The 17,580-nt window shown below is 41.7% G+C and carries 16 protein-coding genes; 4 read left to right on the top strand and 12 right to left on the bottom strand.

Going from position 1 to position 17,580, the window contains the following annotated elements; genetic code table 11:
• Window positions 1-54: 54 nt before the first annotated feature.
• Window positions 55-870, bottom strand: coding sequence for a universal stress protein (locus tag ACXYMT_RS10105; protein ID WP_459058954.1), 816 nt, complete (start codon window positions 868-870; stop codon window positions 55-57).
• 218 nt (window positions 871-1,088) lie between these two features.
• Here ACXYMT_RS10105 and ACXYMT_RS10100 point away from each other — a divergent pair, with 218 nt between their 5' ends.
• The gene (locus ACXYMT_RS10100) at window positions 1,089-1,907 is read left to right on the top strand and encodes an HAD family hydrolase (RefSeq protein ID WP_459058953.1); all 819 of its coding nucleotides are present in this window, start codon (window positions 1,089-1,091) and stop codon (window positions 1,905-1,907) included.
• Window positions 1,908-2,071: 164 nt separating this feature from the next.
• Here ACXYMT_RS10100 and ACXYMT_RS10095 read toward each other — a convergent pair whose 3' ends face one another.
• Both ACXYMT_RS10095 and ACXYMT_RS10090 read right to left on the bottom strand, forming a co-directional pair.
• A complete protein-coding gene (locus tag ACXYMT_RS10095) occupies window positions 2,072-3,568 on the bottom strand; it encodes a S10 family peptidase (RefSeq protein ID WP_459058952.1) in 1,497 nt (498 codons plus the stop codon).
• Between the two features lie 59 nt (window positions 3,569-3,627).
• Window positions 3,628-4,473: a phosphatase PAP2 family protein gene (locus ACXYMT_RS10090; RefSeq protein ID WP_459058951.1), complete on the bottom strand. Its 846-nt coding sequence runs from the start codon at window positions 4,471-4,473 to the stop codon at window positions 3,628-3,630.
• Window positions 4,474-4,670: 197 nt separating this feature from the next.
• Here ACXYMT_RS10090 and ACXYMT_RS10085 point away from each other — a divergent pair, with 197 nt between their 5' ends.
• Entirely contained in the window at window positions 4,671-5,147 is a 477-nt protein-coding gene (locus ACXYMT_RS10085) for an SRPBCC family protein (RefSeq protein ID WP_459058950.1), read from the top strand.
• Window positions 5,148-5,208: 61 nt separating this feature from the next.
• Here the strand turns inward: ACXYMT_RS10085 and ACXYMT_RS10080 are convergent, their stop codons facing one another.
• Entirely contained in the window at window positions 5,209-6,663 is a 1,455-nt protein-coding gene (locus ACXYMT_RS10080) for a TonB-dependent receptor (protein ID WP_459058949.1), read from the bottom strand.
• 122 nt (window positions 6,664-6,785) lie between these two features.
• Between ACXYMT_RS10080 and ACXYMT_RS10075 the strand changes: the two genes are divergently transcribed.
• Entirely contained in the window at window positions 6,786-7,547 is a 762-nt protein-coding gene (locus tag ACXYMT_RS10075; RefSeq protein WP_459058948.1) for an MBL fold metallo-hydrolase, read from the top strand.
• Window positions 7,547-8,044 carry a hypothetical protein gene (locus ACXYMT_RS10070; RefSeq protein WP_459058947.1) on the top strand — a complete coding sequence of 166 codons (498 nt, stop codon included), beginning with the start codon at window positions 7,547-7,549 and terminating at the stop codon, window positions 8,042-8,044. The genes ACXYMT_RS10075 and ACXYMT_RS10070 overlap by 1 nt, the downstream gene beginning before the upstream one ends.
• On the opposite strand, the gene ACXYMT_RS10065 is transcribed toward ACXYMT_RS10070, so the two are convergent.
• The 8 genes from ACXYMT_RS10065 to ACXYMT_RS10030 all read right to left on the bottom strand — a co-directional run bounded on the left by ACXYMT_RS10065 (window position 8,041) and on the right by ACXYMT_RS10030 (window position 17,478).
• Window positions 8,041-8,703, bottom strand: a complete 663-nt coding sequence (locus ACXYMT_RS10065; protein ID WP_459058946.1) for an alpha/beta hydrolase — start codon at window positions 8,701-8,703, stop codon at window positions 8,041-8,043. The genes ACXYMT_RS10070 and ACXYMT_RS10065 overlap by 4 nt on opposite strands.
• A complete protein-coding gene (locus ACXYMT_RS10060) occupies window positions 8,703-9,029 on the bottom strand; it encodes a DUF4870 domain-containing protein (RefSeq protein ID WP_459058945.1) in 327 nt (108 codons plus the stop codon). Before ACXYMT_RS10060 ends, ACXYMT_RS10065 begins: the two co-directional genes overlap by 1 nt.
• A gap of 35 nt (window positions 9,030-9,064) precedes the next feature.
• Entirely contained in the window at window positions 9,065-10,336 is a 1,272-nt protein-coding gene (locus tag ACXYMT_RS10055; RefSeq protein WP_459058944.1) for a dihydroorotase, read from the bottom strand.
• Window positions 10,333-12,258 carry a BatA domain-containing protein gene (locus ACXYMT_RS10050; RefSeq protein ID WP_459058943.1) on the bottom strand — a complete coding sequence of 642 codons (1,926 nt, stop codon included), beginning with the start codon at window positions 12,256-12,258 and terminating at the stop codon, window positions 10,333-10,335. Before ACXYMT_RS10050 ends, ACXYMT_RS10055 begins: the two co-directional genes overlap by 4 nt.
• Window positions 12,259-12,294: 36 nt before the next feature.
• Complete coding sequence (locus tag ACXYMT_RS10045) at window positions 12,295-13,473, bottom strand: sensor histidine kinase (RefSeq protein ID WP_459058942.1); 1,179 nt, start codon at window positions 13,471-13,473, stop codon at window positions 12,295-12,297.
• A gap of 92 nt (window positions 13,474-13,565) precedes the next feature.
• On the bottom strand, window positions 13,566-14,330 hold the full coding sequence (locus ACXYMT_RS10040; RefSeq protein ID WP_459058941.1) for a TIGR02757 family protein: 765 nt from the start codon (window positions 14,328-14,330) through the stop codon (window positions 13,566-13,568).
• Between the two features lie 36 nt (window positions 14,331-14,366).
• Entirely contained in the window at window positions 14,367-15,026 is a 660-nt protein-coding gene (locus tag ACXYMT_RS10035; protein ID WP_459058940.1) for an ABC transporter ATP-binding protein, read from the bottom strand.
• A 10-nt stretch (window positions 15,027-15,036) separates the two neighbouring features.
• Complete coding sequence (locus tag ACXYMT_RS10030; protein WP_459058939.1) at window positions 15,037-17,478, bottom strand: DUF5916 domain-containing protein; 2,442 nt, start codon at window positions 17,476-17,478, stop codon at window positions 15,037-15,039.
• Window positions 17,479-17,580: the final 102 nt, after the last annotated feature.

The raw sequence follows: 17,580 nt of genomic DNA, 5'->3' as shown, positions 1-17,580 counted from the left end.
AAAAATATAGTACAGTACTCTAAAATGCCATTTTTAAGAGGTGTTCCTGCAACTCTATGACATAGCAGGGAAACCAAGTAGAGGAGAAGGACTGCAGTATTGCATTTTCTTGATCATGTCTCTCGTAAGACCTCGTTTTAGGAAATTGCTGTTCTTCCTGTCGGGCATCAATACAATATCAGGTCGTTCTTTTTCAATGGCTTCTCTCAGAGTATCAAAAACTTCAGAAGAGTATAGGGTTTTATATTTGATGTTTTCAAAAGAGACTTTTTCAAGTACTTTATCCTGGAATTTGCTCAGGTTTTCCAGTGCTTCAGTTTCCTCTTTATGACTAATATGAAGGATCTCGATTTCTGCTTCCAGCATCATTGCTAAAGGAATTAATTCTTTCAGAAATGTAACATCCTGGTTATCATAGGTGCTGGAAAACAGGATTTTTTGTGGTTGTTTGTATTCAAATCCGGGTGGAACGGCCAATACCGGTAAGGAAGATCTACCAATCATTTCCCCTGTTGTAGTACCCAGGATACGGTCCTTTAATCTACTGGCGCCACAGGACCCCATAACTACCATCCGTATATTCAGGTCTTTGGAAAATTTCAGGATCTCCTCGGCAACACTTGTACCCGATATTGCTGCTGGGGAGATCATTTCAGGATCATAGTCACCTCCCAGATGCTCCTTGCAGAAATCCTTTAATTCCTTTTGATGTTGTTTCAAAACATCAGAATTTTTATTTCCGTTTGCGCCTGTAGTGTACACGTGAAGTGCGATGAGATCGTCACCTAAAATACGGGCTAAACCTGCGGCTGAATGGAGTGCTGCAACAGAATTCTTTGAAAAATCTGTGGCATAGATAATCTTTTTCATGCTTTCATGATTTTGAGGCATAAAGGTAGCTTCCCTGGACCTCAAAAAGGATGATATTGATCAGCAAACCGGAAGTTTCAGGTGCTTATCTAAGCCTTAAAGCAGAGCTCTTGCACTTCTGAAACCTTGCAGCAAACCTTTACTTCAAATTAACGTTGAGAATTCCTTCTTGCCTGAAACTTACTGTATTTTTGACATTTTAAAGAAGTTTACTATTAATGAATTATTCAAAGATACAGCTCATCGTGAGTGATATGGATGGCACTTTGCTGAACAGTCAGCATGAAGTAAGTCCGCAGTTTTTAAAGATCTTTAAAGAGTTGCAGGAGCAGGGGATAAAGTTTGCCGTTGCCAGTGGCCGACAGTATTACAGTCTCATGGAGCGAATGGATGCCATCAAGGAAGAGCTCATCTACCTGGCCGAAAATGGTGCTATTGTGATGTACCAGGGAAAGCAACTTCATATTGTGCCGATGGAAAGGAAAGTTGTGCATGAGGTTATTAAGGCTGTGAGGGAACTGGATAGTAAATATCTCATTCTCTGCGGAAGGGAACAGGCTTACATTGAGAAAACAGATCCCGAATTTATGGAACCTTTCCTCAATCACTATGAAAAATATAAAGTTGTTGAGGATCTACTGAAGGTTGAGGATGATGTGATCCTGAAGCTGACGGTTTGTGACCTTGCCGGAGCCGAAGAGAATTCTCTGCCACACCTTAAACATTTTAAAGATCGTTTACAGGTGAAACTTTCAGGGAAGATATGGATCGATTTTAATGATAAAGAGGCGCAAAAAGGAAATGCTTTAAAAGCTGTTCAGGAACAAATGAAGATAAAAGAGGAAGAAACGATCGCCTTTGGGGATTACCTCAATGACATCGAATTATTTCAACATTCCGGCTACAGCTATGCTATGGAGAATGCACATGACGAGGTGAAAGCCATAGCTACTCACCATGCCGGTAGCAATGATGAGCTCGGAGTTGAGAAGGTACTTGAGGATTTTTTGGAGTCTCTTAGGGCTGCAAAAGCCTGACTTAGAGATCAAAAACAGAAAAGGCTGTCTAACAAGCCAGTCGTTCGTCATTCTGAATTTCTTCAGAATCTTATAAATCTTCACTTATGATTAGAACCTGAAACAAGCTCAGGTTGATAGATAAACAACTTGTTAGCCAGCCTATTGTATACTTCAAACTACAACTAGTAAGTTGCAGGGGTGCCGGGCTGTGGTAATGAGTTCAGGATAAATTCTCTCAGGTCGTCGTTAGCTTTTTTCAGGTCTTCATTCCTAAGGTACATCATATGTCCGCTTCTGTAGCCTTTAAAGCTCAACCTGTCTCGCATTTTTCCACTTGGATCAAGTTGCCACATGGTATATTTTGCGTCAAAGTAGGTTGTAGCTCCATCAAAATATCCACTTTGGATCAAAACATCCAGGTTGGGATTTTGAGCCATTGCCTGTCTTAAATTCTCACCTGTATTATCTCTGGTTCGATCCCATGGGTGCACAGGTCCAAACATGTAGTAGGTAAGATCGGTCTTGAACTTTAGATCATTTCTTAGATAATGGTTAATCGCAGGAGTAAATGAATGCAGCCAGGAAGTAAGTTCAGAATTATAGTCGGGAGAATCGCCGGCCTCTTTACGATCTAAACCAACATAGCGGGAATCCAGTCTTCCTACCGTCAAACCTTTTTTATCCCTAAGCAGATCCTTCCAGAAATACCTGTAGGGCACCTCCAAATTGTGTTGAAGGATCTCTTCCCGGGAGATTCCTGAATATCTGGCCATGGTCGCGGCGATTTCCTCTTTTCTTTCCTGCTCAAGGAAGCCACCTTTTGCAAGTGCCGGCAGTAATTCATTGATGGCGTATTTCTCAACTTCGGGAAGTAATTCTTCCAGATCTCTTTGCTGAAGTTCCTGCGGAAGCAGGTCGTGATACCATGCAGCAGCCGTAAAGTAGGGGAGTCGGTTTGCAACTTCTACAGGACCATCACGATCAATTCCAATATCTGTTGGGGAAACGAGGATGACCCCATTGAGATACATCCACTGTGAATTCTGAAGTTCCAGGGCAAGACCAGAAACTCTCGTGGTACCGTAACTCTCTCCTATAAGGTACTTTGGAGATAACCATCTGTCATAACGTGTAACGAAGGTGTTGATCCACTTTGCCAGGTAACTAACATCTGCATTTACGCCAAAGAACTGGTCTCTATCTCTCTTCTTTTCACCTTTTGGTTCAATGATCCTGGAGAAACCTGTATTTACGGGATTAACGAAGACAATATCTGCAACATCCAATATTGAATAAGGATTTTCTTTAACGCCATAAGGCTGAATTGGAAAACCTTCAGGGTCAATTTCTAACACTTTTGGACCTGTGTAAGCTATATGCATCCAGACCGAAGCCGATCCCGGACCACCATTAAAGGAGATCACCAGGGGACGATTCTTTAGATCCTTACCTCCCTCACGTTTGTAGTAGGTGTAAAAAAGACTCGCTATAGCCTCGCCGTCATCGTTCCAAACAGGTTGCATCCCGGTGGTGGCGGTATAATCTACCTTCTGGCCATTGATATTGACCCTGTGGGCGGTAACTACAGTAGTGTCTACGGGAATTGGAATTTGTTTCTGGGCTGTAACTTCAGGGGATAAAAAGGCGAATAAAATCGCCAGGAAGAAGATCTTTCTCATGTTTAGGATTTGATTAAAGCCTAAAAATAGAAAAATTCAGCAGAAAAGAAGTGCCAATCTTAAAAGCTATACTGAAATGAGAGCCCCTGGTATTCATATCCGCGGATGTCTACTCCCATTGTTGGTGACATCCTCAAGTCTGAACCTTCAATTTTATGAAATTCCGGAATCAAGATACCGCTCGCTGCTCCAATAGCATATCCAACCACATTATCTGTCAAAAAGTGCTTGCCTGCCTTAGATCTCAGGTAAGCTACCCAGGCTGGTACGGCGGCGGCGGCTGTCCACACGTAAGGCTTCAAAGCAGAGTCGGGATAAAAGTCGTTGTAGATCTTGGCAGCAAAGAACGTTGCCGATGCAGTTGCAGCAGTATGCCCTGCGAAAAATGCCCTTTGTGCACCACCTTCTCTTCGAAGATCTTCGGGTACAGAGGTGTTATAGGTCAAAGGTCTGGGCCTGTCCACCAACCCTGCAGTAATAGTAAATAGAGCCCCTGTTGTAGCCATGCTTTCCACAAACAGAACAGAGATCTGGCCGGCGTGAGGCCTCAGCCTGGAATCTGAAAGCATCATGACCACAGGAACAGCAAAAGAGCCGTAAAAGGGATAGTAGCTAATCTCATCGGCATTTTCGCTGTAGTTGCCGGCAATGAACCTGTCAATACGCGGGACATCTTCTTTAGAAAGATCATTCATCTCCTCCAGGCTTAATGCTTCTTTGCCCTGTACTAGCTGAAATCCCAGGACATTCAAACCAAGACTTACCCCCACATAAGTGCCATCTACTGCCCAGCTGGTTTTATAGGGAGAAGAATTCTGGTCGGGAGTTTGATCATTAAAATCTTGAGATTGAGTAGAAGTAGAAATACCAAAGATAAAGATGAGGGGGAAAATGTATTTGTTCATGTGTTGATTTGGTTTATCTCAAAACTCGCATATTTCTATACCAGTACCTTGGAGATTAACGCAATTATAAGAGTGTTCTCAATGCTTTTGAGAAAATTTTCAGGTTTCGAACCTGAAGAGGAAAAGTTGAAAATAAAATATGTTTAAATTAACTATATATTATTTAAACAAAGTTATCTTTGCAGAAATTATCTGATATGAAAATTTACTCTTTACATACAGTTCAAAAATTACCGATTTCTATTGAAGTGGCCTGGAAATTCTTTTCCGATCCAAAAAACCTGAAGGTTATCACCCCGGGATATATGGGGTTTGATATCATTAGTGGCGGTGACAGGCCTATGTTTGCAGGGCAGATCATCCAGTATGTCGTGAAGCCTGTCGCCGGACTTAGAACAAAATGGGTAACGGAGATCACTCATGTGAACGAACCCTTCCACTTTGTGGACGAACAGCGGTTCGGTCCTTACAGCTTGTGGCACCATAAACACTTTTTCAGGGAAATCGAAGGTGGAGTAGAAATGGAGGATATGGTGGATTATAAACTACCCTTTGGCCTTATTGGGCGCGTAGTTCACAAGCCCTTGGTAAGAAGAAAACTAGAGGAGATCTTTGCCTTCCGACAAAAGAAACTTTTGGAGCTTTTTGGGGAATACAAAGAAAAATCCGCCTGAAATGTCATTTTTTACACCTATGGGTGGCGACATTCCAGACGGATCATTTTCAACCTAAGAATTATATTTTCTGTGCTGCTTTTTGTTTTTGATGACTAAACAGGTTGTGTTCCTTGATCATAGCAGTTGTTCTTTCAGGAAGCATTTCTTCCCAGCCACCTTTCCCTTCGGCGATCATCTGCAGTACTTCCCGGGAGTAGATATCCAGGATTTCGGGGTCGTAATCTGTAATATCAACTACTTTACCATTGTACTTAAAGAATTTGTAAAGCTCTTTCATCCTTGGATGTACCTTCAGGTTATCACTGGTGGTGATCTCTTCTGTCTCCTTATCTTTAAGAGGATACAGGTAAACCTTAAGGTCTTTAAAGAATAACTTACCAAAAGCTTCTAGAATACCTCCACTTAAGTGACGATAATATTTCTCATCAAAAATGTCGACCAGGTTATTAACTCCCATGGCTAGCCCCATACGTTCCTTAGTGTATCTTGAGAAATACTCAACCACTCTATAATATTCCTGGAAGTTGGAGATCATAACAGTTTGACCAAGGGAGCAGAGGAGTTCTGCCCGGTCCATAAAGTCTCTCTCATCAATTTCCCCTTCAGCCCGTAAGTTAGAAAGGGTGATCTCAAAAATCACTTCTGTATTTTCTTCAGCAACTCGGTTCTCTTTCAGGAACAGTTCCAGGGAACGCTTGTACATGTCCATGTTCACCTTGGTCACCGGTCTAAAACTTCCACGCAGAGCAAGAATATTTTTCTTGTAAAGGATCTTTGCAGGAAGTACGTTATTACCATCGGGTGCGAACATCACAGCTTCCGTCATTCCATTCTTTACAAGCTGTAAACTCATTAACCTGTTGTCTACCTTTTCAAATCTCGGTCCCGAAAAGTTGATCGTGTCGATCTCTATCTGGTCCTTATCGATATGGTCATAGAGGTATCTAAGTAGTTTTTTGGGATTATCATATTTGTAATATGCCCCATAAATGAGGTTAACTCCAAGGATGCCCAAGGTATTTTGCTGAAGACGTGCATCGTTCTCATGAAAACGCACGTGGAGAATGATCTCGTTGTAATCTTCTTCAGGATGCACCTGGTAACGGATACCAACCCACCCATGACCTTTGTATTTTTTAGCAAAGTCAATGGTCGCAACAGTATTTGCGTAAGTAAAAAATAATTTATTGGGATGTTTTTCACGCGAGATCCTTTGCTCAATAAGGCTGGTCTCGTGCATGAGCATCTTTTTGAGTCGCTCTTCTGTCACATATCGCCGGTCATCTTCAATTCCATATATCGCGTCACTAAAGTCCTTATCGTATGCGCTCATGGCTTTCGCAATGGTACCCGAGGCACCACCGGCTCTAAAGAAGTTACGAACAGTTTCCTGTCCCGCACCTATTTCAGAAAAAGTTCCATAGATATTTTCATTGAGATTAATACGTAAAGCCTTACTCTTAATTGACGGGACATTTTCAAACTCCCGGTCACCCATTATGGTTATTGGCATAGCAGATTTTTTTATCAACAATCGGTTCCTCCTTTCAGAACCCTCCATATTGTCATCAAAGGTACTAAAATAGAGGGCTAAACAAAAAAATAATACTTAGTTTTGTGGTAAATTTTAGAGCATTGAAAGTAACATTTTTAGGTACAGGAACATCGCAGGGCATTCCGGTTATTGGTAGTAAACATCCGGTATGTAAAAGCGAAGATCCTAAAGATAAAAGGTTACGGGTTTCGGTCCTGGTGCAGGTTGATGATCTCAATATCGTGATCGATTGCGGACCCGATTTTCGGCAGCAAATGTTGAGTAATCCTGTAGACCGTCTCGATGCAATTCTCTTTACCCATGAACACAGTGACCATACGCTAGGCCTGGATGATATTCGGCCCTTTTTTTTTAAACAAGGTGATATTCCCGTATATGCCCATGAGAGGGTGATGAAATCTCTTCAAAAGCGGTTCGATTATATCTTCTCGTCAGAAAATAAATATCCCGGCGCGCCAAGTGTACATGAGAATATTATTAAAAATGAGGCTTTTAATGTCAAAGGGGTACAGGTAGTACCTGTAGACGTGATGCACAACCGGGTGCAGGTCTTTGGTTTCAGGATCCGTGATTTTGCCTATTTGACCGACGCCAAGACGGTAGAGGAGGAAGAGGTCAACAAATTAAAAGGAGTAGATGTACTTGTGATCAATGCCCTTCGCGAGGAGCCGCATCATTCTCATTTTAACCTGGAAGAGGCCCTTGAGTTCATTCAAAAGATCAATCCAAAAAGAGCATATTTAACCCATATAAGCCATTTACTGGGCTTCCATGAGGAAGTGGAGGCAGAGTTGCCATCCAACGTTTTCCTGGCTTATGATAACCTTCAAATCGAGATCTAATGCGCAAGAGCATATTGTTATACCTTTTCGTTTTTACGGCCCTGCTGGCCATTTTCTTTTACGTGAACGGACAAAAGATGATCGAGTCAAAAGATTCTGAAATTGAATCTCTTAAGTCACAGCTTGAGGAATCTAATTTGGCTGCTGAGACTGCTGCATCAAAATTTTCTTCAGAAGAGACATTTACACTAACCTCGAATGAAGAAGCTTTGACCTATCTGGAAAACAGAGGTTTTGATCCTGCAGGAGTCGCCGCTAAAGTAGAGCAGGAGCTTATAAGCCGAAATAAAGCCGATGTCGACAATGACCTCGTACCTTACGAAGGTATGGAAGGACCATTTAGGGTAAGTAAAGTAAAATTACTTAACCACAAATGGGCTATAGCCAGTTTTACAGACGGTGCCTACTGGGGAGAGCTGTTGATAAGCTTCGAACTCGACGAAGCCGGAAACCCGGAACTCACTACCGAAAAAGCCGTGCTCTACCCACGCAACTAAAGGTGATCTTTGAGCCAATCATTTAATTCTCTGAAGTTTTGAGGCGCCACTCCGTGACCTACAGGAAATTCTGAATATTTATTCTCGATCTTGAGTGAATCCAGTAAAGGTTTGGTCATCCGTGCCCAGGCAACAGGGATCACCTGGTCTGCTGTTCCGTGAGAGCTATAAACAGAGAGGTTCGAAAAATCCCTTTTTTGATAACCTTCTTTTATGATATTCTTATTTATGTATCCACTTAGTCCAATAACATTTTTAATTTTTTCGGGATAGGAGAGGGCGACTGCAAAACTAAGTATACAACCCTGGCTAAAGCCTACAAGCGTCACATTATCGGGATCTACCGGGTATCTTTCCTCGACTTCTTCTAAAAACTGAACGATCTTTTCTCTCGAGATCACCGCCTGATTGTCATCACTGAATTTCCCATCGCTGCTTCCCTGCCAGTGAATTGCGTACCACGCATTGCCGTACGGTTGCATAGGATAAGGTGCCCTTACAGAAATGATGAACAATTCATCGGGCAGCTCTTCAGCAAAAGAAAAGAGATCTTCCTCATTGCTGCCGTAACCGTGCAGCATGATTAGCAATGGTGCTTTTTCTACAGGTCTTTTGGGTTTTCTAATTAGGTGATATAAAGTAAACGTGTCTGTCTCCATTAGTTAATCGTGCTAAACCATTTTTGATATTGTCTTCCCAAAATTGGTACTTCGTTTCTTTCCCCCTGTATTGCAGCAATTATACCATAACCCCAAAGCACTATGATGAATAAGTAGAATGGTGCCGAAATAAGCCAGGTGTCAAACCAGGAGACAATAATTCCTAAAAGGTAAAAAGTAATATGAATTCCCAGTGCCTGTCTTATATGAAAGGACCCAAAAGGATTTTTGGTATCATTATTAATAAAGTAGGCAATTATAGTCCCAATGATAGTCAAATAAGCTACAATTGCTGCTGTTTTTCCCTGGTTGGCTACGCTGTCCATAATTTAAAATTTATGTGCATAAAATTACAAAAAAATCATTGCCTCGCTTGCGACTCAGGGCTCAGGAATTCTTCACCAACAAGGATTCCGTAAACTTTTCCTTTAAGCTGTTTTCCCAGGAACAAGCTGTTTTGAGATGAGCTATAAATATGGCTTTTTTCAAAGGTATACTCCACATCGGGATCGAAGAAACTGAAGTTTGCAGGAGAACCTTCATCAATGGCATTCTCACTTAAATTGAACCTCGCCTTTCCTGAAGTAAGGACCTTGATCGCGGTCTTAACCGTGAACAACTGAAGTAAGGCTCCCAGTGCCGACTCCAATCCCAGGGTGCCAAAAAAGGCATTATCGAACTCAACTTTTTTATGTTCTACATCCATCGGTATATGATCTGAAGTAACCATATCGATAGTGCCGTCTTTAATGCCCGAAATCAAAGCTTTAACGTCTGACCTGGTTCGTACTGGAGGTAGGACCTTGGCATTGGTATCAAAATCACTGAGCACTTCGTCTGTGAAGAATAAGTTGTGTATCGCCACGCTACAGGTCACATCCAGTCCACGTTCTTTTGCATCTCTTATGATCTCCACAGATTTTGCAGTAGAAATGGTGGGAATATGTAATTTTCCGCCGGTGTATTCCAGGAGATAAAGATCACGGGTGATCTGAAGTTCTTCAGCAAGGGCCGGAATTCCTTTTAAGCCAAGTAGGGTACTGTTTTCATGCTCGTTCACCTGTCCATTAAGAGCAATCCTGTCTTCCTGCGGAAATGACATTACCAGTCCGTCGAAATTCTGGGAATATTGAAGAGCCAGTTTCAGCAAGTTTGGATTTGAAACGGAATGTTTGAAATCTCCGAAAGCTACAGCCCCGGCCTGCTGCATATCGTAGAGTTCGGCCATATCCTTGCCTTCACTTTTGCTGGTAAGCGCACCAATTGGCAACAGGGTGACAGGCTGTCCTTCAGATTTCTTTAAGAGGTAGCTTACCACCCCTTTATTATCTGTTACCGGATTATTTCCGGGATTAAGAGCAATGGCTGTAAAACCACTGTAACCCGCAGTTTTGAGTCCGTTATCCAAAGTTTCCCGTTCCTCAAAACCCGGTTCACCAAAACTCACACTACTGTCAAACCAGCCCTGGGAAACATGAAGATTGTCGAATTGGATCTCAAGATCAGGCTTTCGGGTCTTAATGGAGGGAGCAATTTCCTTAATGATCCCATTCTCCACCAGAATGTCCATGACCTTATTATTGTAGGGGCTTTCGTTATCAATTATTTTGGCCGACTTAACCAGTATTTTCATTTGAGGAATTTTAGAATAAGCATTTCAGTGAGTAAGAAAAACAGAGTAAAAATAACAAACCATTTCCAAAGGTTCTCAACTTCGTTGGCCGATTTGATTTCAGAAAATACCTGCGGAATAGAAGAGTGAACAAAAACACCTTCTTGCTCCTCTAGTTGTTCCCTTATTGGGTCATTTTCACTACGTGAGATATTAAAGCTTAAAGTTCTCAATCGCCTGGATTCCTGCAGAACATCAAAATGTCCCGGTGCAGTAGGCAGATCCTCCAGTATAAGGTCAACTTTATTTTGAAAACTTTGTTGCTGCGGAATAAAAGTGGTTTCACCCGAAGAGAGCTTGAGGATCTCATCTTTTGGAAGATTTGCCTGTATGTTTATCCTTTGAGTGTCTCCCAGAATATGGTATAACCGGGACATGGAAATTGCCATGTTTCCAATGTTGTAAAAGGTGGGAACAATAAGTGGGGCATTCCTGAAATTTGAGTTTTCCCTGTTAAGACTTGAAGTAAACACGAAAACATTTTTTTGCTCATAAAGGAACGGCAGACCATTCTGATATTTAAGAATACTGCTGTTTACAGCATTTACAGGAAACCACTGCTGTACCCTGGGATATTCAAAATTCCTGATGGTCTCACTGAAGACCTCACGGTAGACTGGGTGCTCAAAAATGATATCTGTAACCAACATTTCCTCATCATTTGGGACTCCAAACAACGGAAGCTCTAAATTCCTGAAAAGCAGGTTGTACTTTTGCGTATCTGCTTCCACTGAAGGAATGATCACCATGAATACCTGTTCCTCATGCAGTTGTTCAAGGATGTTAACAAGAGATACGGGAATATTTTTTAGCTGATTCAATACAACCAGGTTGGCTTGTGATAGCAGGTTATAATCAATGTTGTTTTCAGGAAAAATATTCAGTTGAAAGTCCGGGGCACTGTAAATCCGCTGGAGGTAATCTGCTTCAGAATCTCCCAGCACCACTACCTTGACAGGGGATGTCTCATTGATACTAAAGAAAAGACGGTTGTCAAATTGCAGCCCATTATCTTCAACTTCAATTCTTCCATAGGGAATCGCATTTGGTTTTAAGCTGAAGGTGGTAACTCCGTATAAATCCCGGTCTAAGGCAACAGTTTTTCTGGCCAGCATATTTTGCTCCTCGTACAACCCAACAGAAATTTCCTCTTTCAAATCTCCGGTGCCCGAAATTGCTACACTTAATATCACTTCATCAATACCTTTGTTAGAAACCCATGCAGAGTCAATCGAAACATTGTTTTGATTCTCTGGCCTGAGGTGTACCAGATGTGTCTCAACTTCACCCGCTAAACTGCCCAATGAATCCTGCAGGTGTTGAAAATCGGAAATAGCGATGAAATTCTTTTGGGTATCCGGGGATCCTTTGAAAAAGTTCCGGGCTTTGAGTTCTACCGCTCTCCAGGACAATTCTTTGGCAGAGAAATTCTTGTCCTGCAATTTCTCCCGAAGATTTTCAACCTTAATTTCGCGGTATTCTTCAGTATTGGTGAATAAAGTTACGGTTTCCTCCTGCGGAAGGTTTTCCAGAAGATCCTGAATACTCCTTCTTAAAAGAATTCCTTTATTCCCTTTGGCCTGCATGCTGTAAGAATCATCAAGGTAAATTACTGTTTCCATTTCCCTGATTTCGCCCGAAGCAGGAGGGAAGTAGGGTTGTGCAAAAGCAAGGACGATACAGGTAAGCATCAAAAGTCTTGTGCAGAGAATGAGAAATTTCTTAAGCCGGGAACTTTTCCGGGTTTGGGAAACGGCTTTTTTAAGGAATTTTACATTGGTAAATTCTGTGGTCCTGAACTTCCGAAGCTGGAACAGGTGAACCAGGATAGGTATCAGAAGTAAGAATAAAGCATAAAGGAGTTCAGGATGTTTAAAGTACATGCTCGGGCATTCTTTTGTCAAATATAAAAAAAGGCCTTAGCAAGACCTTTTAATTTGAAACTTAAAATTGCTGCCTATGCCCGGTTCAGACGCTATTTGAATATCCCCTCCCATACGTGTCAGCAGTTTTTTTACCGTTGCGAGGCCTATCCCGCTTCCTGGGTTCCCATCACGGTCATTTAGATCAAGCGTGGTGAAGAGGTCAAAGATCTTCCCGAAACTTTCCTCCGGAATTCCGTCCCCGTTATCCTGAACTTCAAATTCATAGAATTCATTTGAGGTCCTAAAGTCGATCTCTACTTTTCTTTTTGATTTATGGTTATATTTTAAAGCATTGCTTATCAAATTCATGAAGATTTGAGTAAGGGCAGCTTTATTTACCTTTTTTAGCACCCCTTCTTCAGGAAAAATAATTTCTACATCCGGGGTAACAGTATAAAGGTTGGTTATCGTCTTGAAGAAGTCATGTAAATTGACATCTTCTTCCTCCTTTTCCAGAATCCTTTCACTGCGATAAAATACGAGGAGCCCATCCACATAATTTCTAAGACTATGGGATGCCTGGGATAAAAAATCGATGTACTGCCGGGTTTCTTCATCAAATTTTCCCTCGTTCTCCTCTTTAAGCAATTCTACGAGAGAAATTATATTGGCAAGAGGGGATTTTATATCGTGAGAAACCACACTTGCAAATTTCTCCAGTTCTCTGTAGCGTTGTTCCAGGTCTTGTTGCACCCTTTGAAATTGATTGCTTTGCTTCTTGAAAGCTATAAAGGTGAGGATTTGATTTACAAGAAGTTTTAGAGCGCGTTTTTGATTTGCATCCAGGTTTTGATCTTGAGGGTCAAAAAGGGCAATTATCCCCAGTTTTTCTCCTGTTTCGGTGATGACCGGGACGGCAACCAGGCTCTCGTGATCCATGCCCGAAGTAAGAAGGTCCTCAGGACCAAAAATATCTATTTCATCTTTTTCAAGCACCTGCTCCCATAGAGTAGCATCTGTATTTAATTCTTCAAGTGCTAAGCCGTAAGTGGTTTTTACCCAGGTTTTTCCATTTTCTAAAACCACCAAGGCAGCAACCTTAGCCCGGGCAATTTGGGAACAGAGAAAAAGCAGGTTGGAAAAATCTTTATCTGCCGAAGTCTTGAGAATGTGAAATTCTTCGGGAGCTGGGTGCTGCCGGCTTTCACTATTCCGAATTTGGGAGTCGGGCATATATTTAACCTTAGATGTAGTTAAAGATATTAATTGCTCCTAATAAAAATGAGAATTTGCTGAAAATTTTTCAGAAAGTTCCTACAAGCCGATCAATATTTCTCAAAAACTCCCAGTCCAAAAAGGGCAAAATCATACTTCACGGGATCTTTAGGATCGAGCTCCCGAAGGCTGTTGTCCAGCTCTGCCAATGCTTTGGCATCGTTCTGTTTACGTTTTAGAAGTCCCAGCTTGCGCGCCACATTACCAGAATGGACGTCCAGGGGACAGCTCAATTGGGCAGGAGATAAATTTTTCCATATCCCAAAATCAACACCCGAATTGTCATTTCTCACCATCCAGCGTAGAAACATATTGATCCTCTTTGCAGCCGAATTCTTTAATGGATCACTAATATGCTTTTCAGTTCTTCGCTCATGTGGTAGCTCAAAGAACTTATTTTTAAATACATGGATTGCAGGCTGCAGGCTTTTCTCAGTTGAACTGTTGCTGAAAATAAATTCCAGGCCCTCATGCTCCCTGTAAATATGCTGAAGTGCCTTTATGAAGTAAATGAAATCTCTCCCATTGAATGTACGGTGGACAAAAGTTTCAAGCCGGTCGAGATCATTTTCTGAATGCTGCATCACAAATTGATAAGGAGCCTGATCCAAAAGGTCCATCATGGAATTTGCATTTTTGAGTATGCTCTTACGGTTGCCCCAGGAAATAACAGCTGTCAAAAACCCCGAAATTTCAATGTCTTCTTTTCGGCTAAACAGGTGTGGGATCTGGATAGGGTCAGACTCTATGAATTGCGGTGTATTGTATTGTTCAACCTTAAAGTCCAGGAATTCCTTAAGCTCTTTTCGGGTCATTTTGAAGTCATGTTTTGTAATTACGCCCTTGGTCTCTTAAAGAATTTTCCCGTCAACCATGGTCAATTTTCTGTCGGCCATATTTGCCAGCTCTTCATTATGGGTGACGATTACAAAGGTTTGCCCGAATTCCTCCCTAAGATCAAAGAAAAGTTTGTGGAGATTTTCTGCAGATTCACTATCGAGGTTACCCGATGGTTCATCGGCAAAAATTACCCCGGGATTATTGATGAGGGACCGGGCTACGGCAACACGCTGCTGCTCGCCGCCACTCATTTCGGCCGGCTTATGATCGGCGCGTTTAGAAAGTCCTAAAAATCCAAGGAGTTCCTTAGCTCTTTTTTCGGTTTCAGATCTTGAGCGATTGCCAATAAAAGCAGGAATACAAATGTTTTCAAGCGCCGTAAATTCCGGAAGCAACTGGTGAAACTGAAATATGAATCCAATATTATTATTCCTAAACCTCGCCAGTTCTCTGGAATTCAAGGCGTAGACATCCACATCATTCACCCGCAGTACGCTTTCCTTACTTCGATCTGGCCTTTCCAAAGTTCCAAGGATCTGGAGCAGGGTTGTCTTTCCGGCTCCCGAAGCTCCAACTATGGAAACAATTTCACTTTTCGGGATGTGCAAATCGACTCCTTTTAGAACATGCAGGTCATTATAGCTTTTATGAATGTTTTTGGCTTCTACCATAGATGCAATATTAACCTTTAAAAGTATTTTTAATAGTATTATAATCTAAATAATATACGAGCCGCAGGGAAAGGTTGTGCCTTGCAGGTTGACCAAAGAGGTTGTCAAGACTTTCCAGGTATACCAGTTCGCTTTGATTATCGAATTTGAATATTGAATTCCTGTAAAGCAGGATCATTTCACTTCCCGGGGCAAATCTCCATTGGTAACTTAAGTCCAGGTTCCAGATGTTGAAATTGGCATCGGGATCATTCTCTTCATCTACTTCATAATTAAACGGTTCCAGGTTTCCATTATCAAGTAAAGTTGTGAAACTTTCATCATCAAAAGTTGCCGAAGACCAGAAATTCCTGAAGCTAAGGCGTAAAGCTTCCCGGGTATTGAAGTTATAGCTGCCTTGAAGAGAATTTTCTATACTCTGCCTGTGACGGGTGCCAAAAATGACATTTTTGGGGAGTAATGCCACAAAGCTTTCCCGCGCATTTTCCTCCATAAGATCAAAGGAGTAAATAAGCATGAGTTTATTACTGACTCTCAAGCGGGGGCTAAAATTAAATCTCAGCTGGTTATGATCTGTTCCCAGAAACTTATTGTAGTTAAAACGGGAATCTACTGCAATTCTTTTTCGGTAATCGGAAGAGATCCATGCACCGCCCGAAGCATTTTCGGGATATTGTACATAGGTGTTCTCTTTACGAGGTTCAAAAAAGTCTTTGAATGGAGTACTGTAATTGACAGAACCACCAAAAGCAAAACGGGTAGTTGTTACTCCGAAGAAACTTGAACCAATGTTGGTCGTAACAGCAACATCGGGATCATACCGCCGGTGATGGTTTCCCTGAAGCCTTATGTTGTATCGGTTAAAAATACCTTTAGGTTCAAAGATCCTGTAGGAGGTATCCCAGTAGAAGTTATTATAGTTGTTAAAGAAATTTACACCAAGGTCATTAATATCATAGGTTTTATTGGCAAATTCATGAGAAACTCCATACCTGAATTTTCCTTTGGTTCGCGACACGCCAAGTTCTGAAGCAAAACCGGTTTTATTGCTTTCCGGAAAATTTACCCGACTCATCTTTGCTTCCCCGGAAAAGTTGAAGGAACTATTCTTATTGAAAACATCAAATAGGAAACCTGTTACATTACCGTCTCTAAAATGCCCTTCCCGCGTAACATTAGTATTGATGATCGAAACAGAAGACTTTTGATCGAATTGCTGATCAAGTACAAAGATGTTGTAATTGGCAAAAGGTTCGGTCACCAGTTCCCTTTCTTCATCTGTGACCCTGTTATAAAACCGGGCCTTCTGCCTTTCGGTAATAGCATTAAAAAACCCAATTCCCAGGCCACCAGTAGTCCTTCCGGAGATTTTTAAAGCATTTAAAAGGTTTGTGGTTTCAGGATTTTCTACAATGTCTTCATTCTCAAGCCTGGCATCCTGGACTTCATTGAATCCAATAGGAGTATCTCCAATACGGCGGGAATAAAAAAGATCACCTTTTGTGAAGAGTTCTGTGCCTTCAGTAAAAAAGGCCCTGTTCTCACCAAAGACCTGCTCAAAAGGCCCCAGGTTAAGCTCCACGTCATCATAGGCCGTTTGGCCAAAATCGGGAATGAGGGTAGCATCAAGAGTAAAGGCGTCGTTGATGCCATACTTGATATCCATTCCGGCATTAAAGGCGGTAGAGGTTTCACTGTCGAAATGATTGACCTCACCCGAAACATAGGGATAAAAACTCAGCCTTACCGGAGCATCTATGTCTCTTATACCTTTTAGCAGACCGTTATAATGAGTGAATTCTCCCACAGATTTATCTACATAACTCCACACGTAGATCTCATTAAGGTGAGTGATGTTCCGACCCATTTGTAGGCTCCATAGCTGCTCCTCCTTATCTGGAAATCTTAAAGCAGAGTAGGGGATCTCCATTTCAACATACCAGCCTTTAGAATCCATAGAAACCTGTGCATCCCATACCGCGTTAAACGCGTAATCTTCATCTTCTCTTTTCATTTTGGCATCGGCAATGGTGCCGGCGGAAGTAACGTAGAATCTCGTTTGATTTTCCCCGTCATTATAGGTGTTGATGTCGATAAAAAAGTGGTCTGCAGTAGGAATGTTGTCTCGCTGTGCAAAGTCACGCCTTATTTTGGTAGGGTTGGAATCGTACAGGTATGCAGCCACATAGATCGCCTCATCATTGTAGGCAATTTTCACTTCTGTGGGATGTGTGCTGCGGGAGGGTTCCCCATCGCCGGGTTCTACCATTACAAAATCTGTAGCTACGGGAATGTCCTGCCAAAAATCTTCATTAGGTATCCCGTCTATTAAAGGCTTATCTTCAATTCGTGACGCTATATAGCTTTTTTTCTGCTGAAGTTCTTTTTGCTGAGAAAACAAAGTTCCTGTACATATGAAAAATAAAAAAAACAGCAGGTGTTTTGGAAGCATGGGATATGATTAAAAATCGGCTTAAAATGCGAATTGCAATGTTACGAAATCCTGAAATTTTATAATTGGAAGGTTCATGGTTTTTCCCTATTTTTTGAAAAA

This window comes from Salinimicrobium sp. CAU 1759, assembly GCF_054482715.1.
This window is presented reverse-complemented; position numbering and strand designations above follow the sequence as displayed.

Coding starts and splice junctions, on each gene's coding strand:
- ACXYMT_RS10105 (WP_459058954.1), bottom strand. CDS start 870: ATGAAAAAGATTATCTATGCCACAGATTTTTCAAAGAATTCTGTTGCA.
- ACXYMT_RS10100 (WP_459058953.1), top strand. CDS start 1,089: ATGAATTATTCAAAGATACAGCTCATCGTGAGTGATATGGATGGCACT.
- ACXYMT_RS10095 (WP_459058952.1), bottom strand. CDS start 3,568: ATGAGAAAGATCTTCTTCCTGGCGATTTTATTCGCCTTTTTATCCCCT.
- ACXYMT_RS10090 (WP_459058951.1), bottom strand. CDS start 4,473: ATGAACAAATACATTTTCCCCCTCATCTTTATCTTTGGTATTTCTACT.
- ACXYMT_RS10085 (WP_459058950.1), top strand. CDS start 4,671: ATGAAAATTTACTCTTTACATACAGTTCAAAAATTACCGATTTCTATT.
- ACXYMT_RS10080 (WP_459058949.1), bottom strand. CDS start 6,663: ATGCCAATAACCATAATGGGTGACCGGGAGTTTGAAAATGTCCCGTCA.
- ACXYMT_RS10070 (WP_459058947.1), top strand. CDS start 7,547: ATGCGCAAGAGCATATTGTTATACCTTTTCGTTTTTACGGCCCTGCTG.
- ACXYMT_RS10065 (WP_459058946.1), bottom strand. CDS start 8,703: ATGGAGACAGACACGTTTACTTTATATCACCTAATTAGAAAACCCAAA.
- ACXYMT_RS10060 (WP_459058945.1), bottom strand. CDS start 9,029: ATGGACAGCGTAGCCAACCAGGGAAAAACAGCAGCAATTGTAGCTTAT.
- ACXYMT_RS10055 (WP_459058944.1), bottom strand. CDS start 10,336: ATGAAAATACTGGTTAAGTCGGCCAAAATAATTGATAACGAAAGCCCC.
- ACXYMT_RS10050 (WP_459058943.1), bottom strand. CDS start 12,258: ATGTACTTTAAACATCCTGAACTCCTTTATGCTTTATTCTTACTTCTG.
- ACXYMT_RS10045 (WP_459058942.1), bottom strand. CDS start 13,473: ATGCCCGACTCCCAAATTCGGAATAGTGAAAGCCGGCAGCACCCAGCT.
- ACXYMT_RS10040 (WP_459058941.1), bottom strand. CDS start 14,330: ATGACCCGAAAAGAGCTTAAGGAATTCCTGGACTTTAAGGTTGAACAA.
- ACXYMT_RS10035 (WP_459058940.1), bottom strand. CDS start 15,026: ATGGTAGAAGCCAAAAACATTCATAAAAGCTATAATGACCTGCATGTT.
- ACXYMT_RS10030 (WP_459058939.1), bottom strand. CDS start 17,478: ATGCTTCCAAAACACCTGCTGTTTTTTTTATTTTTCATATGTACAGGA.